Here is a 16,942-nt window from a genome sequence, read left to right on the forward strand (position 1 = left end):
GGATAAGCCATGGCTTTATCAAAAGAAAAAATAGCTAATAGCATAGTAATACTATGCTTAGCTGCTTTTGTATTGTGGTATGGCGTTGATACACATAATGCCTCAAGCAGTTTAGAAAATATAGTTCTTATTCTTCCTATAGTAGCTATTACTTTATGTTTATGTATTTATGAATTCTTTACACAAAACGATATGAAAGTAAAAGAAGAGGAAAAAGAGAGTATATCTTCGGTAATTCCTGTAATAATTCTATTTACATTATATATTTTAAGTCTAGAGTATTTAGGCTTTGATATTGGTACTGTACTTTTTTTAGGATTATTTTTGTTTTTCCATGGTGAAAGTAGATTTCCGTGGATTTTGGGTTATAGTTTAGTTTATGGTTTTATAATTGCATACTTTTTTTCACAGATGTTACCATATCCTATGCCTATGATGATACTACCAACAGATTATTAGGAGAAAAAAATGGATTTAATTGATATTGCTTCGGCATCTGAAGCACTAAGTTTATTGTTTTCTCAACCAGAATATTGGCTAGTAGTTATTCCAGGGATTATGATTGGATTATTTTTTGGAGCAACACCAGGACTTCAAACATCTATGGCAATGGCAATATTTTTGCCAATGACACTTTATATGGATTTTTTACAAGCAATGTTGTTTTTAACTGCAATATTCACTGGTGGTGGTTTTGGAGCAGGAGTTCCTGCAATTTTAATGAATATTCCAGGTACATCCTCTGCTATTGCAACAGCATTTGATGGATATCCAATGGCTAGAAATGGAAAACATAATGAAGCTTTAGGTTTGGCTTTAGGTTCTTCTACTTTTGGTGTATTATTAGGATATGTTTTATTATTTTTCTTAATTAAACCAATGTCAGGTTTTGTATTAAAATTAGGTCCTTCAGAAATGTTCATGGTAATTTTATGGGGATTAACTCTGATTGCAAGTTTGACAGGAAAACATATAATCAAAGGTTTAATTGCCGGATTATTTGGTCTTCTAATTGGAACAATAGGATTTAGTGAAGTAGGAGTTATGAGAGGAACTATGAATATAGAACTTCTTGCAGATGGTGTTCCTGTAATTCCAGCAATGATGGGTATGTTTGCTGCATCTGAACTTTTTAAACTTGTTAATTCTGAATTTTTAGTTGAAGATGAAAGTCAAAGAAAAGTTCGTATTTCATATATTATGAAAGGTTTTAAACAAGCATTTAAGTATCCGGCAATACTAATAAGAGGAAGTTTTATTGGTGTTATAATTGGAGCTGTTCCAGGGGTTGGTTCTTCTGTATCGAATTTACTTTCATATATTGAAACAAAAAGAAGAGATAAAGACCCAGATAGTTATGGAAAAGGAAATCCTAAAGGTGTAGTTGCTTCAGAATCAGCAAATAGTACATCTGAAGCTGGTTCAATGGCTACTCTTTTAGCACTTGGTATTCCAGGTGGTGGTGCAACAGCAGTTATGCTTGCTGCCTTTGCTATGCACAATATTACAGGTGGTCCACAATTTATTAGAGAAGAGATGGATATAGTTTATGCTATTATTTTTGCTAACTTTGGACAAGTATTTTTACTAATAGCTTTAGGTCTTATTTTAATACCAATATTAGCATCAATTATTAAAGTTAAAATGACATACTTAGTTCCTTCTGTTTTAGTTTTAGCTACTGCTGGAGCTTTTGGTTTAACTGGAAATATGGCAGGACCAACAGCTGTTTTAGTATTTGCAATTATTGGTTGGCTATTTAGAAGATATAACTTCTCTGTTCCTGCGACTGTTATTGGTATGCTATTAGGAAAAATGGCAGAGAGTAATTTAGTTCAAACATTACAAATTTCAGGTGGTGATATTTCATACATATTTGAAAGACCTATCACTTTAGTGATTTTAGCTTTATTAGTATTATCTTTATTTGGTTCGACAATCATCGAAAAGTTTACGAAGAATAAACTTTCTAGTAAATAAAAAGAGGAGTCTATTAAGGCTCTTCTTCTTTCTCAAATTTTTTTATTATTTTAATGGGAAAATAATAGAAACAACTAATCCATTATTGTTTATTGCTTCAACTTTTGCACGGTGTAAAGATGCAATTTGTTTTACAATATTTAAACCTAAACCACTTCCACTTTTTTTAGAATCAACTCTATAAAATCTATCAAAAATAGTATTTAAATCTTTTTTATTAATACCTTTACCTTCATCTTTTATACTTAACCAAATAGTATTATTATGTCTTTTTAGAAAAAGAGTTATTGTACCTATTGGATTTCCAAAATCATCAAGGGCATAATGTAAAGCATTATTGAGAATATTATCCAACATACTTCTTAACATAATTTCATCAGCTTCTATAAATATATCTTCATCAATATCTTCAAAAGCAAATTCAAACCCTTTTGAATATACTTTTGATGAAACTTTTAAAGCATATTCCTTACAAAAACTATTAAGATTTATCCTTTTTAAATATGTTTTATCTATTGTACTAGGATTAGTTTTTGCATAAAGCAATAATTGTTCAGTTATATGAGACATTGTATTAACAACTTTATTTAATTCTACATAGTCCCAATTATTGTTTTCATGGTACTCTTCTAACTGAACTTTTAATTCAGCTAAAGGTGTTCTTAACTGATGAGAAACATCAGAATTAAACTGTTCTATATATTTAATAGTATCCCTACTTCTTGTTAATAAAATATTTATACTATTAACAACATCTTCAATCTCTTTTGGAGCATCAAAATGTATGGGTTTTAAATCTTTAGAATCTCTTTTTTGAATGATTTGTTTCAATTTATATAAGGGTAACAATCCATTTTTAACAGCAAAAAATGAAACTAAAAGAGTGAAGATTATAACTGAAAGAATTACAATAAAAAGAATAGTTAAAATCTCATTTATTGTAGTTTCTCTTCCCTCAAGGGTTTCACCTATTGTAATTGTTGCAAAATGTACTTTACCTGCACTTGCTAAAGATGTTTTAAATGATACTACTCTTAATCTTGCACCTGCATATGTAGTATAATAAAATAGTTTGTCATTATTAGCTAATAAATCATCTCTTAATAAATTTTTATATCCCGTAAGAACTTTTTTTTTCTCATTTACAATAGAATAAAATACTAATCCATCACTATTTGAAGCTAATAAATCAATTGCAAAATATGGAAGATTAACAATTAATCTGCCATTTTTAATATTTATACTATCTTCCATACTTTTTGCAGTAGCATATAATGTATTATCGAAGTGTTTATTTACTTTATCTTGAACTATAAAATATATAACTAAAACCAATAAAATAGCGCCAATTGTTAGAGGAAGAGTTAAGGATATTAAAAGCCTTGATTTTATCGATTGTATATTTTTCATTTACTACTCAAAATATATCCTAATCCCCTTGCTGTTTTAAGATTAATTGAATCTCCAAGTTTTTTACGTATCCTTGATACATAGGTTTCAACTGATGAGGGATGAATAGATTCTGTATAAGTACTAATATGTTCAACAATATTTTCTTTACTTAAAACAGTATCTAAATTTAGTAATAGGTTTTCAAAAATAGCTAATTCTCTTTTACTTAGTTCAATATATTTATCTGCCCTTGATAAAGTCCTATTTTGGGTGTCATATACTAAATCATTATAGGTTATTTTACTGTGTACATGGTATTTTGTTCTTCTAAGAAGTGCTTGAACTCTTGCTATAACTTCATTTAATTCAAAGGGTTTACATAAATAATCATCAGCTCCACACTCTAAGCCAAATATTCTTTGATCAAGTTCATCACGTGCAGAGATTATAAGTATAGGTATTGTCTTATGAAGATTTCTTAATTTTTTAATTATATCAATACCATCAATTCCAGGAAGACCTAAATCTAGAATTAATAAATCATAAAAAGAAGATTCTAAGGCATAAAGCCCCTCATCTCCATCAAAAAACATATCAACACAATATCCATTGTTTTCAAGTTTTTTTAAAACAGCATTTGCTAATTTTTCATTATCTTCAACTAGTAATATCTTCATAAGATAATTCTACCATAATTAATGAGACATAAAAACTGGTAAGGTTGAATTTTCTAATAAGTACCTAGTTGCTCCACCAAACATTAGTTCCTTTAATCCTTTATGTCCATAAGCTCCTGCAACAATTAAATCAAAATTTCCATCAAGTGCAGCATTTAAAAGAGCTTGTCCTGGGATTCTTGTTGTTTTTACTATTTCAAAACTTGCATCTACATCATGCTCTTTTAAATAAGCAATAAGATTTGACATAGTTTCTGAGTCTTCTGTGTACTCAGTAGAAGATACAATATGTACTTTTTGTGCTTGTTTTAAAATCTCAATAGAAGAAGTAACTGCTCTTGAGGCTTCTGTAGAATTATTCCATCCAATAATTACAGAATCCATTGAAAAATTTCTCATTATTCGTGGAAACATTAATACTGGTTTTCCACTTTTAAGTACTGAGGTTTCAAAGGTTGCCGTTGTTACACCAGAAGGTGGAGCTGCTGCAATAACTAAATCACAATATTTTGATTCTTGTTCCACAAGAGAACTTCTTAATCCCTCTTTTATTTTTAAATGAACTAAAGAATCATCTAAATCAACTTTTTCTAAAACTTTATTAAAAAGATTGATAAACTCTTTTTTTTCATCATCAAACTTTGTATTTATAATCGCATCAATCTCATTTTGTAACTCTTCTGGCATTGCGTATGACTTATAAAGACTTGTATTGGATTTAAGTACAGATTTTAAAACTTCCAGTTTTATATTAAATTTTTTTGCTATTAGCAGTGCCCCATATATTCTTTCTTCTAATCCATTCCCTCCACCAATTGGGAAAAATAGTTTTTTATAATTCATATTTACACCTTTAAATTTTTAAAACTATTATAAAATATATTTCTGGCAGAATACTGACAAAGGAATAGAGATTCTTCTATATAAGCTTTTCATTTGAAATAATAATTCCATCTTCATCACAATATATATAATCATCTTCTTTAAAAGAAACATTTCCAAAATATAAATCAATACCTAATTGTGATGGTGTTTTATCAAAATTTCTTAAAGGACAAGTCCCTAGTGCAAAAAGTCCAATATTAAATTTTTTTGTTTCCATTGTATCTCTAACAAATCCATTTATGATTATAGCTTCATATTGATTTCTTTCTGCAAGAGTAGATAATTTATCTCCAACAATACCATAAGGAGCTTCTTCAACATCAATAACTAAAACTTTATTTTTACCTGATTCATTTTTTAGCACATCAATTACTGCCCAATTACTTTTTTCAATTTTAATAGTTTTTACTCTTCCTTTAAATCTTTTTTTTCCACCATAGTTTTTGAATTTGTGGGATAATACTTGAATTTTTTTATCTTGATTTTCATCACAAAGATCAGCTGTTCTATATTGTCTCATGTTAATCCTTTTTAATTTTTTCGAATAGTACTTTATTTTTCTGTCATAAATCTTGCAAGTATAGATAAAATTAAAAAAAGGAGTCTTAGCTCCCTTTTTTCTTGTTCGCGCATTTTGATTTCTAATTTTAGAAGATAATCATTAGAATTTATAAATTAGTTTTGCTCTTAATTCATTTTTTTCTTTTGCTTCATTACCTAAACCATAGTCATAAATAGTATATTCAGTTGATAATGAAAGATTTTTAAGCTCACCAGAGAATTTATATTTTAACCCTAAATATATTTGGTCTAAGTCATTCTTTTTTAATTCAGCATCACTACTTGTGTACTTCACTTCCGCTGATAAGTCACCAAACTTTTTAGAAACTCCTACTTGCCAAGTATCTGTTCCTGCTGTATAGTTTCCTGTAGTTGATGTAGCAGAGGTAAATGATGCTGTTGCAGCTTCACCAATACCTCTATTTACATTTCCATCATCATCTGTTGAAGTATATGAAGCATGTATATTATAACCTGCAAATGTTGCACCCACTTTATATCCTGTCATAAAGCTATCTTTTGTTGCACTATTATCATAGTTTGAATTATAGTATTGTGCTGCAATATATGGTTTAAACTCTCCACCAAAATTATATTTAGCATCAATATATAAATCAGCTACTTCATCAATAAAATCAACATAGTGAGTTTGAATAGTTAAGTTTTCAATTGACTTATTCTTTAAATATAAAGATATAGCTCCATTAGTTCCAATTTTATTAAATTCCCCAACATCACCAGTATTTGAATCTGAGTTTGTAAATGATGCGGCATTAGTTGTTGATGTAACTGCATCTGTTCTTGTTTGATATTTAGTGATTTTTCCTAAAGAGATAAGTGTATCAGGTATATCTGTGTTAGATAAAAAATATCCCTCAAATGATTCTTTTATAAGTCTTGAACCAGAACCTTTTATTAAAGGTAAAGAGATAAACTGTCTACCACCTTTAAATTGTGTATTTTTATATTTGTAGTTTACATAAGCTTCTGATAAAACTGCTCCACCAGCATTCATGGTTTTATTCTGTTTATTGGCATCATCATCTATAGATGTAACATCAGCTCCTTGAAATGTCGCTCCTAAACTTATCCCTTTATATGAATCAGTTTTATATCCTAATTTTATACCATTTGCCCATACACTATTATCTGATGATGTAGCAGAATCGTAAGCTTCATTAAAATAATATGATTTTAATTCACCTTTTACTTTTCCATTTGTAAAAGCTTCTACTACTGAATCAGAAGCTAAAACTTGTGAACCTGTTGATACTATTAAAAATGCAGCAATAAGGCTTCTTTTATATGATTTCCCCATTTTATTCCTTTTTTATGTAGATTTTTTATCTAGCAGTCACTAAATAAAATCAATGTGTGATATTAACATTGGATTCTGTCAATAATCTTGCAAAAAAAGCCCTAAACATAGCAATAAAATAGCATTTCAAATCTAAATATAAAACTTACAATTCTGCAAGGTTCATGCCAGAATCCAATGTTAATCTTCCAACATAAAATCAAAAAAAGGATTTAACATGATGACTAGAAAAGGAACCCTGTTTACAGGTAAAATGGCAAAGACAATTTTAGCTTCAACTCTAGCACTAGGGATGCTAGTAAATGTTGCAACGGCAAAAGAGGTTAGTTTTAAAGGAAAAACAATTGAATGGATAGTTCCTTATAAAGCTGGTGGAGGAACTGATAAATGGAGTAGATTTTATGCTCCTTTAATTTCTAAAAATCTTCCAGGACAACCAACTGTTGTAATTAAAAATATGCCAGGTGGTGGTTCAACTAAAGGTGCAAACTTCTTTGCAAAAAGAGCTTCAAAAGATGGTTTAACAATTTTTGCTTCATCTGCTTCAACTCAAATCCCATTTCTTCTTGGAGATAAAAGAGTAAGATATGATTATAAAAACTGGAAAGCAGTAATCTCTTCACCAACTGGTGGAGTTGTTTATGTATCATCTAAACTAGGAGTTAATAGTATTGATGATTTAGATAAGCTTAGTTCTCAAGAATTAAAGTTTGGATCTCAAGGTGCAACTTCTATGGATTTAATTGCATTACTTGCATTTGATTTATTAGATATTAAAACTCAACCAGTATTTGGTATGAAAGGTAAAAAGTCAACAAGACTTGCATTTTTAAGAGGGGAAACAAATATTGATTTCCAAACTACATCTTCTTATATTAAAAATGTATTACCTGCACAAAAAGATGGTAGAGCTGTTCCTTTATTTGCGTGGGGAACACTAGATGATAATGGCGATTTCCAAAGAGACCCAACTTTCCCAAATTTACCACATTTTGGTGAAGTATATGAAAAAGTTCATGGTAAAAAACCATCAGGTGATGCCTTTAATGCATGGAAAACATTCTTTACAGCTTCATTCCCATCTCAAAAGATGATTATGTTACCAAAAGATGTATCAAATGATGTTGTTGAAACTTATCAAAATGCGATGAAAAAGATTGTTTCAGACCCAGAATTTAAAGCAATGAGTGAACAACAACTTGGTATTTATCCTCAAACAGTTGGAGAAAAAGCAGACAAGCTTAAATCAACTGCAACAAACGTAAATGATGAAGATAGAAAGTGGATTCAAAATTGGCTTACTACTAACTATAACGTTAGATTCTAAACATAAAATTTAACCCCTCCTTCTAAAAGCCACTATCTCTTTGACGATGGTGGCTTTTTTTATTTTTACTAATTTTTAATATTACTTTCTTTACAAAAAAATGCAAGTTTCATGCCAGAGTAGAATGTTAATCTTCTTTTATAAAATGAGAAGTAGTAGTACTTCAAGAAAGGATATAAGATGGCTTTTGAAACACTTATGAATGCATTTTCTGAATTAATGCAAATTCATCATATGATTTATCTACTTGGTGGAGTGTTTTTAGGAATTTTAGTTGGGATTTTACCAGGATTAGGAGGTATTGTAGGTTTTTCTATAATGTTACCATTTCTTTATGGTATGGATCAAACCTCAGCATTAGCAATGCTAATTGGTATGGTTGCAGTTATTCCAACCTCAGATACTTTTACTTCAGTTCTTATGGGAATACCAGGTTCTTCTGCTTCTCAAGCAACAGTTCTTGATGGATATCCTATGTCTAAAAAAGGTGAAGCAGCAAGAGCACTTGGAGCTGCATTTTCTGCTTCATTAATAGGAGGTCTTTTAGGTGCTTTAATTTTATCTATATTTATAATCTTTGCAAGGGATTTAATTTTAAAACTTGGATCTGCTGAACTATTTATTTTAGGTATTTTTGGACTTAGTATGGTTGGGGTTTTAAGTGGTAAATCTCTATATAAAGGATTTATAGCTGCTGCAATTGGGCTTCTTTTAGGATCAGTTGGTTCAGCACCAGCAACTGGTGAGTTTAGAATGACTATGGATAGCTATTATTTATATGATGGAATTAAACTTGTAATTTTAGGACTTGGTGTATATGCAGTTCCTGAAATCATCTCTTTATTAGTTGAAAATAAAAAGATTTCAAAAGCCGAAAAGCTTGGAGGAAGTTTTGTTCAAGGAATTAAAGATGTATGGATTTCAAAATGGATAGTAGCACGTTGTGCCCCAATTGGCGCTATGATTGGTGCTATTCCTGGCCTTGGAGGGAGTGTTGTTGACTGGATTGCTTATGGACATGTTGTACAAACTTCAAAGGATAAATCAAAGTTTGGTAAAGGTGATGTAAGAGGAGTTATCGCTCCTGAATCAGCAAATAATGCTAAAGAGGGTGGAGGATTAGTTCCAACACTTCTATTTGGTATTCCGGGAAGTGGTTCTATGGCTGTATTCTTAGGTGGACTTGTAATTCTTGGAATTGAACCAGGACCGGGAATGGTTAATGAGAACTTAGAGGTTTCATATATAATTATCTGGTCTTTAGCAATTGCAAATGTTGTTGGTACTGGAACTTGTATGCTTCTATCAAATAAGATTTCAAAAATAACAACTATTCCTTATGGATATGTTGCTCCATTTATGTTAATGATTATTTTCTTTGCTGCACTTCAAGCAACAAGATCTTTAGAGGATTTAATGCTTTTAATTGCAATTGGTGCATTAGGAACATTATTCAAATACTTTGACTGGCCAAGACCTGCCCTACTTATTGGTTTTGTTTTAGCTGGAACTATTGAAACATATTATTATCAAGCAGTTCAGTTTTATTCATGGGAAATGATGGAAAGACCAGGTGTAATTATTTTAATAGTATTTATGGTCGCTTCAGTTTTAATTAGTGTTTATTTTAAAAATAGAGACTCAAAAAAAGAGAAAGAATTAAATATACAAAATAAAGAAGAAACTACAAATTATCCGTACTCATTTTTTACAGGAGAATTATTATTTATTTGGCTTCTTATGGCATTTGGTCTATTTGCATTAATTGACTCTTGGGGACACCAATTTTTAGGTGGTATTTTCCCAATAGTAATTAGTTCATTACTTTTATTTTTTGGAGTTATATTATCAATTCAAATTACATCTAAAAAAAGACAAAATGATATTTTATCAGTTGCAATTACTGAAAATGGACAGCTTTCATCTACATGGATTGATATTTGGAAAAACTTTTTAATCCTTCCTATTTTCTTATTAGGAACTTGGATATTAGGGTTTGTTCCATCATTAGCAATTCTTTTTATGATAATAATTAGAACAAAGATGAAATCTTCTTGGTTAAAAATATTCATTATTACTGGTGTGGCAATAGGATTTCTACTATTTATAAGCCATATTATGACACTTCACCTTCCAACAGGTTTAATTTATGATGCAATAATAGGAGCATAAAATGATGAATGATTTAAAAAGAATTAGCTGTATTTTATATAGATCAGGGACTTCTAAAGGTGCATATTTTTTAGATAATGATTTACCTAAAGATAAAGAGGAAAGACATAATTTAATTTTAAAGATTATGGGAAGTCCTGATATTAGACAAATTGATGGTATAGGTGGGGCAACAACAGTTACTACAAAGGTTGCTATTATATCAGTATCAAAAAGAGAAGGGATAGATTTAGAGTATAAATTTATCCAACCAAGTATAGATGAAGCAATAGCAGATGATAAACCAACATGTGGTAATATTCTCACAGCTGTTGGGGCATTTGGAATTGAAAGAGGTTTGGTATCAGTAGAAGATGGTGAAACAATAGTAAATGTATATGATGTAAATACTGGTGCAACTATTACCCAAGTAATCCAAACTCCAAATAGGACTGTTCAATACCACGGTGACTTTGAGATAGCTGGAGTTCCAGGTACAGCTTCTCCTATAAAAATGTTTTTTAAAAATATAAGTGGTGGGAAAACAGGAGATTATCTTCCTACTGGAAATACATATGATATTTTTGATGGGATTAAGGCAACTTGTTTAGATATCTCTATGCCAGTTGTTTTTGTAAAAGCTAAGGATATGGGGTTAACAGGATATGAAACACCAAATGAACTTGATGCAAAAAAAGAACTTTTCGAAAAAATAGAACTAATTAGAGAACAAGCTTCACAAAAGATGGGATTAGGTAGTGCAAAAGGAAATGTAATTCCAAAATTTGCAATTATCTCAGAGGCAAAAAATAATGGGGATATAAATATTCGATATTTTACCCCAACAACTGCTCACCCAGCTCTTGCTGTTAGTGCAGGATTTTGTGTAGCAGCTGGGTCTTTTATAAAAGGGACTATTCTACATGAAATAAACTCTAAAGAGTTTGAACTTGGAGAACATATTGTAAAAATAGAAACACCTTCAGGAACAATTGATGTTGGAGTAAATTTTCCTACAACAGATATAAAAGATGTGGAAGGGAAAACAACAAGAACGGCTAGACTTCTAATGGCCGGAGAGGTTTTTGTATAAAATGGACTTTTTTTATCTTCCATTAGAAATTTTTGATATATTTATATTAATAATATGCTGTTTTATAGGAGCAGCAATATCAACAACAGTTGGTTCTGGTGGAGGACTTTTAGTAATAGGAGGGATGAGTATGATTCTTCCTCCTACTGCACTTCTTTCAATTCATGCACTTACACAATCAGGCTCAGGACTTTTACGTGCTTTTCTTTTTAGAAAATCTTTTTTTGTAAGATTTTTTGTTCTTTTTATGAGTGGAAGCCTTATAGGATATACTTTAAGTATCTACTTTTTAATATCTTTACCTGAATATATAATGAAACTTTCTTTGGGAGTTGGAATTATTGTATTAAACCTACTTCCTAATTTAAAATTTGAAAAAGTATCTAATCTTCTAATTGTAATTTTTGGTATAATAACAGGGTTCTTAACAATGTTTGTTGGTGTTATGGGACCATTGATTGCAATTTTTTTATCTTCAATTTTAACAAAAAGACATCTAATAGTTGGAACTCTTGCTTGGTGTGTATCTTTTCAAAATTTTGGAAAAGCAATTATTTTTGGTGGATTAGGGTTTGATTATACTCCTTGGATATTTTTAATTTTTTTATTAATCCTATTTTCATATTTAGGAACACTTGCCGGTAAAAAACTTCTTGATAAAAGTAGTAATGAGCTGTTTAAAATGATTTTAAAAGTTGTTATACTTATATTAGGAAGTAAATTAATTTATGATGGAATTGTTTTGATGTAAGGTTTTAATATGAGATATATCTTTTTATTTTTTATTTTGTTAAGAAGTTTGCTTTTTTCACTTGACTATCCAAATAAACCAATTGAGTTTGTAGTTGGTCTTGGAGAAGGTGGAAGTGCAGATAGGATGACAAGAAATATGGCATCACTCCTTCAAGAAGAGTTAGGTGTTTATATAAATGTAAAAACAATTAAAACTAATGGTTCTTTAGATGCTGCTAATTATGTTTTAAAAGAACCCCATGATGGATATAAAGTATTTTGTTCTACTTTTTCTCCATATTTATTAAATCTAATAATAAGTAAAAAAACAGATTTTTCATTAGATGATTTTGAAATAATAAATCTTCAATGGTTTGAACAAGATTTCATTGCAGTTGAAAAAGACTCTGAATTTAACTCTATAATTGAAGTTTTAAATTATATAAAGAAAAATCCAAAAGAGTTAAAAGTAGCACTAATAAATAAATCAAGTGGACATATTCTTTTTAAACTATTACTAGAGAAATTTGATATTCCTTTTAAAGATGTAAATATAAAACTTTATAGTGGAGGGGGAAGTGCAAGGAAAGCATTACTTGAATCAAAGGTTGATCTTCTTATTATTGCTGCTCAAGGAAGTGAAAAATATAGAGAAGATATTAAACCACTTGCTATTGTATCAAGCAAACCTTCAAAAAGGTGGGATGCTCCAACATTAAATGATACAATAAAAGACACAGGTATTACAATTCCTATTATAGATGGACCCATAAGAGGAATTGCTGTTTCAAAAAAATTTAAAGAAGATTTTCCCCATAGATTTAGAATTTTAGAAAATGCAATTAAAAAGACTTTAGCAAAAAAATCTGTACATAGATATTTAAAAAGAAAGAATATTGGTTATACTTGGATAGGTTCCAAAAATTCTACAAAAATTTTAAGAAATTCATATGAAGATTTTAAAAAATACAACTATTTAATAGAAGATTAGTTTTAAGCTTTTGGTAAGTCAAAGATTAAAGATATTTTTAATCCATTTTCATTTATTGCTTGAACCTTAGCCTTATGAAGTGTTGCTATTTGTTTTACAATACTAAGTCCTAATCCTGAACCACTTTTTTTAGAGTCAACTCTATAGTATCTCTCAAAAATAGTTTTCAAGAACTTTTTATCCACACCATTCCCTTCATCTTTTACATTTAACCAAATAGTATTATTGTGTCTTTCTAAAGATAAAGTAATTGTTCCCATAGGATTTCCATTTTCATCAACAGCATAGTGTAAAGCATTGTTTATTATATTATCTAACATACTCTCAAGGAGGATTTGATCACAATTAATAAAAATCTCTTCTTCTATATTTTCAAATGCGAATTCAAAACCTTTTTCATATACTCTTGGAGCAGTTTTTAAACTATACTCTTTGCAAATAGCATTTAAACTTTGTTTTTTAAATCGTTTTAAATTTATAGTATTTGGGTTTGTTTTTGCATATAAAAGAAGCTGTTCAGTTATATGTGACATATTATTTAGTAATGAGTTTAAAGCAATATAATCTTTATCATCTTTATCATATAAAAATTCTAATTTCACTTTCATTTCGGCAAGGGGAGTTCTTAATTGATGAGATACATCTGAGTTGAATTGTTCTATATAATCAATAGTATCTCTACTTCTTTCTAACAAAATATTAATACTTTTTACAATATCTTCAACCTCTTTAGGTGCATTAAAAACAAGGGGTTCTAAATCTCTTTCATCTCTTTTTTTTATAATTTTCTTTAGTCTATTTAGTGGCTTTAAGCCCTCAGAAACTGCAACAAGGGTTATTAAGACAGTAGAAACTATTACTATTACCATTATAATTAAAAGTAGACTCAATACGTAGTTTATATTCTCATCTCTTTCTTCTATGGTTTCTCCTAAAGTAATATATGCATTATAAGCTTTACCTGCACTATAAAGAGACATTTTGTATGATACTATTCTTAAATTAGAATTATTATATTCTGTATTATAAAATATAACCTCTTCATCCACTAGTCTTTTTTTATTTAATAAAGATTCATATCCCACAAGAAGTCTATTATCTTCATCCACCACAGAGTAGTAAATTAAACCTTTATCGTTTGAAGAGAGTAACTCAATTGAAAAACTAGGTATATCAACATAAAGTTTTGAATTCTTTATTCCAATACTGTATTCAATACTTTTAGCACTAGCTTTTAATCTATTATCAAAAAAATCTGTAACTTTTTTTTCTAAAACAAAATATATATATACAAAAAGAATCATGGTGAATATAAATAGTGGGAAAGTTAGCCAAGCAATAAGGCTTGATTTAATAGATGTAGTGTTTTTATCCATATTAACTCATCATATAACCTAAACCTCTAACTGTTTTTAAATTTATAGAATCTCCCAGTTTTTTCCTAAGTCTTGAGACATAAGTTTCAACGGCAGTTGGATTAAATTCATCATCTATGGAGGTTATATGTTCTACTATGTTCTCTTTACTTACTATTGCATTTAGGTTTTGAAGTAGATATTCAAAGATAGTTAATTCTCTTTTGCTTAATTCAATTTTTTCTTCACCTCTTGTTAAAGATAAAGTTTGAGAGTTAAATTCCAAGTCATTATATTTTATACTATTTGAAGTTTGATTATTACTTCTTCTAAGAAGAGCTTGTACTCTTGCTACAACTTCATCTAATTCAAAAGGTTTACATATATAATCATCCGCACCAGTATCTAAACCTAAAATTCTTTGATCTAATCTATCCCTTGCAGATATAACTAAAATAGGAAGATTTTGTTGAGAGTTACGTAGCTTTTTTATAATATCGATTCCATCAATACCAGGAAGACCTAAATCTAAAATAAGAAGGTCATAAGTAGATGTTTCTAAAGCAAAAAGTCCTTCATCACCCTCATAAAAAACGTCTGCAATAAAACCTATCTCTTTTAATTTTTTATATATACCATCTGCTAAAGTTTCATTGTCTTCAAGGATTAATAGTTTCATAAGTAGATTCTACCATAAATTAATGAGACATAAAAACTGGCAAGGTTGAATTTTCTAATAAGTACCTTGTTGCGCCACCAAACATAAGCTCTTTTAAGCCCTTATGTCCGTAAGAACCTGCAACAATTAAATCAAAATTTCCATCAAGAGCTGAATTTAAAAGCGCTTGTCCTGGTATCCTTGTTGTTTTAACAATCTCATAACTTGCATCAATTCCATGATGTAAAAGGTATTCCCTTAATCTATTCATTTTTTCTAAATCATCAGTATACTCTTCTGAAGAGACTATGTGTACTCTTTGAGCTTGTTGTAAAATATCAATTGATGAAGTAACTGCTCGTGATGCTTCAGGGGAATTGTTCCATCCAATAATGATTGAGTCCGTTTTAAAATTTCTCATTACTCTAGGGAACATAAGTACACATTTACCACTTTTTAACACTGCCGTTTCAAAAGTTGCAGTTGTAACACCAGAAGGAGGAGCTGCTGCTATAACTAAATCACAAAACTTTGACTCTTGTTCAACTAGGGAGCTTCGCAAACCTTCTTTTATATTTAAAAAAGTATTTGCTTCGTTTTCAAGAGCTTTTTGTGAAACTTTTATATTTACATCGGCTGCTATTTTCTCAAATAACTCTTGCATCTGATGATTTTCATCATCTAATTTCGTATCAACTACTTCATCAATCTTTTGCATAATATCTTTAGGTATTGATAGTGCTTTATATATACTCATATTTGTTTTTAGTCCACATTTCAAAACTTCAAGACTTACTTTAAAATGTTTTGCAATTAAAAAAGCTCCGTAAAGTCTCTCTTCTAATTCATCTCCACCACCAATAGGGAAAAATAGTTTTTTATATTTCATAAATAATCCTTTCTAAAGATATTATGAGATTATAAAAAATAAGTCTGTCATGAAACTTGCATAAATTCAAAAAGATAAATCAATCAAAAATTTATATAAAAGAAGAAGTGATATAATATAGAAAGCCTATAAATTAGGCTTTCTAAAGAAAAGTAGAAACAAATCCAATAAGTCCACCAAAAACGGCTCCCCAAATAACTAACCAACCAAGATGTTCTTTTATCATCTCTTGAACTATCTCTTTAACCATTTTTGGAGTTAGTTCATCTAATCTTTTTGTAACGATTAAACTTAATTTTTCATGGATATCTTCATTTAAAGCTTCTGTTTTCATTGCTTCTTCTAAAACTTTTTGGAAAGAATCACTTTGTGATATTTTTATAATTGAAACTTGTAGTTTTTTAGTAAAAGGCTCCTTTAAAGGCTCAAGTGCCGATTCTCCACCAAACATTCCAAGCATACCACCAAATGGTGATTCTATAACTGCTTCTTTTAAGGAGTCATAGGCAGGGGTAAAATCTGTTTTATTTAAAATAGATTCAAAATCAACAGTATTTTTTACACTACTCATCTCATCTTCAAAAAACTTTTTTAAGTTTTGAGGACTAAAAAATTGCTCCATTATTAGATTATGAATTGATGCTTTAAAAGTATCAAACTTTTTTTCTATAACTCCACTTCCATAAAGATATGGCACCTTTTCAAAAAGCATATGGATAGCCAAAGTATTTGTAATAGCTCCACTAAAGGCAAAAAGCCCAATTGTAAAAATTGTATCGTTTTGTGTACTATAACCAAAAGCTAAAAGAAGAATAGTAAATATATTTGTGAGATCTGATTTGTTCATTAAATCCTCCTATTTTATAAAAATTGGATTTTAACATAAAGTATGTAAATAGTTAATTTTGGGAAGCTAAAACCATTTGTAACTTA

16 protein-coding genes are annotated in these 16,942 nt (G+C 29.5%); 7 read left to right on the forward strand and 9 right to left on the reverse strand.

All coding sequences use genetic code 11. The features are described from left to right. Positions 1 to 9: 9 nt before the first annotated feature. Together FDK22_RS03420 and FDK22_RS03425 are read left to right on the forward strand one after the other, a co-directional pair. Positions 10 to 459, forward strand: a complete 450-nt coding sequence (locus FDK22_RS03420; RefSeq protein ID WP_138151486.1) for a tripartite tricarboxylate transporter TctB family protein — start codon at positions 10 to 12, stop codon at positions 457 to 459. A gap of 9 nt (positions 460 to 468) precedes the next feature. Then, entirely contained in the window at positions 469 to 1,980 is a 1,512-nt protein-coding gene (locus FDK22_RS03425; RefSeq protein ID WP_138151487.1) for a tripartite tricarboxylate transporter permease, read from the forward strand. A 45-nt stretch (positions 1,981 to 2,025) separates the two neighbouring features. Here FDK22_RS03425 and FDK22_RS03430 read toward each other — a convergent pair whose 3' ends face one another. From FDK22_RS03430 to FDK22_RS03450, 5 genes are all read right to left on the reverse strand, one after another. Beyond that, on the reverse strand, positions 2,026 to 3,390 hold the full coding sequence (locus FDK22_RS03430) for a sensor histidine kinase (RefSeq protein WP_138151488.1): 1,365 nt from the start codon (positions 3,388 to 3,390) through the stop codon (positions 2,026 to 2,028). After that, on the reverse strand, positions 3,387 to 4,049 hold the full coding sequence (locus FDK22_RS03435; protein ID WP_138151489.1) for a response regulator transcription factor: 663 nt from the start codon (positions 4,047 to 4,049) through the stop codon (positions 3,387 to 3,389). Before FDK22_RS03435 ends, FDK22_RS03430 begins: the two co-directional genes overlap by 4 nt. Positions 4,050 to 4,067: 18 nt before the next feature. Beyond that, positions 4,068 to 4,892, reverse strand: a complete 825-nt coding sequence (locus FDK22_RS03440) for a universal stress protein (RefSeq protein WP_138151490.1) — start codon at positions 4,890 to 4,892, stop codon at positions 4,068 to 4,070. Positions 4,893 to 4,968: 76 nt separating this feature from the next. Then, positions 4,969 to 5,454, reverse strand: a complete 486-nt coding sequence (rraA, locus tag FDK22_RS03445) for a ribonuclease E activity regulator RraA (protein ID WP_138151491.1) — start codon at positions 5,452 to 5,454, stop codon at positions 4,969 to 4,971. Between the two features lie 141 nt (positions 5,455 to 5,595). Then, positions 5,596 to 6,813 (reverse strand): OprD family outer membrane porin, encoded by a 1,218-nt coding sequence (locus tag FDK22_RS03450; protein ID WP_138151492.1) that lies wholly within the window; start codon positions 6,811 to 6,813, stop codon positions 5,596 to 5,598. Between the two features lie 217 nt (positions 6,814 to 7,030). On the opposite strand from FDK22_RS03450, the gene FDK22_RS03455 reads away from it, so the two are divergent. The 5 genes from FDK22_RS03455 (at position 7,031) to FDK22_RS03475 (ending at position 13,107) form a co-directional block, all read left to right on the forward strand. Beyond that, positions 7,031 to 8,140 (forward strand): Bug family tripartite tricarboxylate transporter substrate binding protein, encoded by a 1,110-nt coding sequence (locus tag FDK22_RS03455; protein WP_212744971.1) that lies wholly within the window; start codon positions 7,031 to 7,033, stop codon positions 8,138 to 8,140. A 180-nt stretch (positions 8,141 to 8,320) separates the two neighbouring features. Beyond that, on the forward strand, positions 8,321 to 10,312 hold the full coding sequence (locus tag FDK22_RS03460) for a tripartite tricarboxylate transporter permease (protein ID WP_138151493.1): 1,992 nt from the start codon (positions 8,321 to 8,323) through the stop codon (positions 10,310 to 10,312). A 1-nt stretch (position 10,313) separates the two neighbouring features. Further along, positions 10,314 to 11,384 carry a 2-methylaconitate cis-trans isomerase PrpF family protein gene (locus FDK22_RS03465; RefSeq protein ID WP_138151494.1) on the forward strand — a complete coding sequence of 357 codons (1,071 nt, stop codon included), beginning with the start codon at positions 10,314 to 10,316 and terminating at the stop codon, positions 11,382 to 11,384. A gap of 1 nt (position 11,385) precedes the next feature. Then, positions 11,386 to 12,135: a sulfite exporter TauE/SafE family protein gene (locus tag FDK22_RS03470; RefSeq protein ID WP_138151495.1), complete on the forward strand. Its 750-nt coding sequence runs from the start codon at positions 11,386 to 11,388 to the stop codon at positions 12,133 to 12,135. A gap of 9 nt (positions 12,136 to 12,144) precedes the next feature. Continuing rightward, entirely contained in the window at positions 12,145 to 13,107 is a 963-nt protein-coding gene (locus FDK22_RS03475; protein ID WP_138151496.1) for a tripartite tricarboxylate transporter substrate-binding protein, read from the forward strand. Positions 13,108 to 13,109: 2 nt separating this feature from the next. On the opposite strand, the gene FDK22_RS03480 is transcribed toward FDK22_RS03475, so the two are convergent. From FDK22_RS03480 to FDK22_RS03495, 4 genes are all read right to left on the reverse strand, one after another. Further along, positions 13,110 to 14,483, reverse strand: a complete 1,374-nt coding sequence (locus tag FDK22_RS03480) for a sensor histidine kinase (RefSeq protein ID WP_138151497.1) — start codon at positions 14,481 to 14,483, stop codon at positions 13,110 to 13,112. A 1-nt stretch (position 14,484) separates the two neighbouring features. Continuing rightward, positions 14,485 to 15,141 carry a response regulator transcription factor gene (locus FDK22_RS03485; protein ID WP_138151498.1) on the reverse strand — a complete coding sequence of 219 codons (657 nt, stop codon included), beginning with the start codon at positions 15,139 to 15,141 and terminating at the stop codon, positions 14,485 to 14,487. 19 nt (positions 15,142 to 15,160) lie between these two features. Continuing rightward, entirely contained in the window at positions 15,161 to 16,009 is an 849-nt protein-coding gene (locus FDK22_RS03490) for a universal stress protein (RefSeq protein WP_138151499.1), read from the reverse strand. Positions 16,010 to 16,151: 142 nt separating this feature from the next. Next, entirely contained in the window at positions 16,152 to 16,856 is a 705-nt protein-coding gene (locus FDK22_RS03495; protein WP_138151500.1) for a DUF445 domain-containing protein, read from the reverse strand. Positions 16,857 to 16,942: the final 86 nt, after the last annotated feature.

Origin of the sequence: Arcobacter arenosus (assembly GCF_005771535.1) — a bacterium.
Taxonomy (GTDB): Bacteria; Campylobacterota; Campylobacteria; order Campylobacterales; family Arcobacteraceae; genus Halarcobacter; species Halarcobacter arenosus.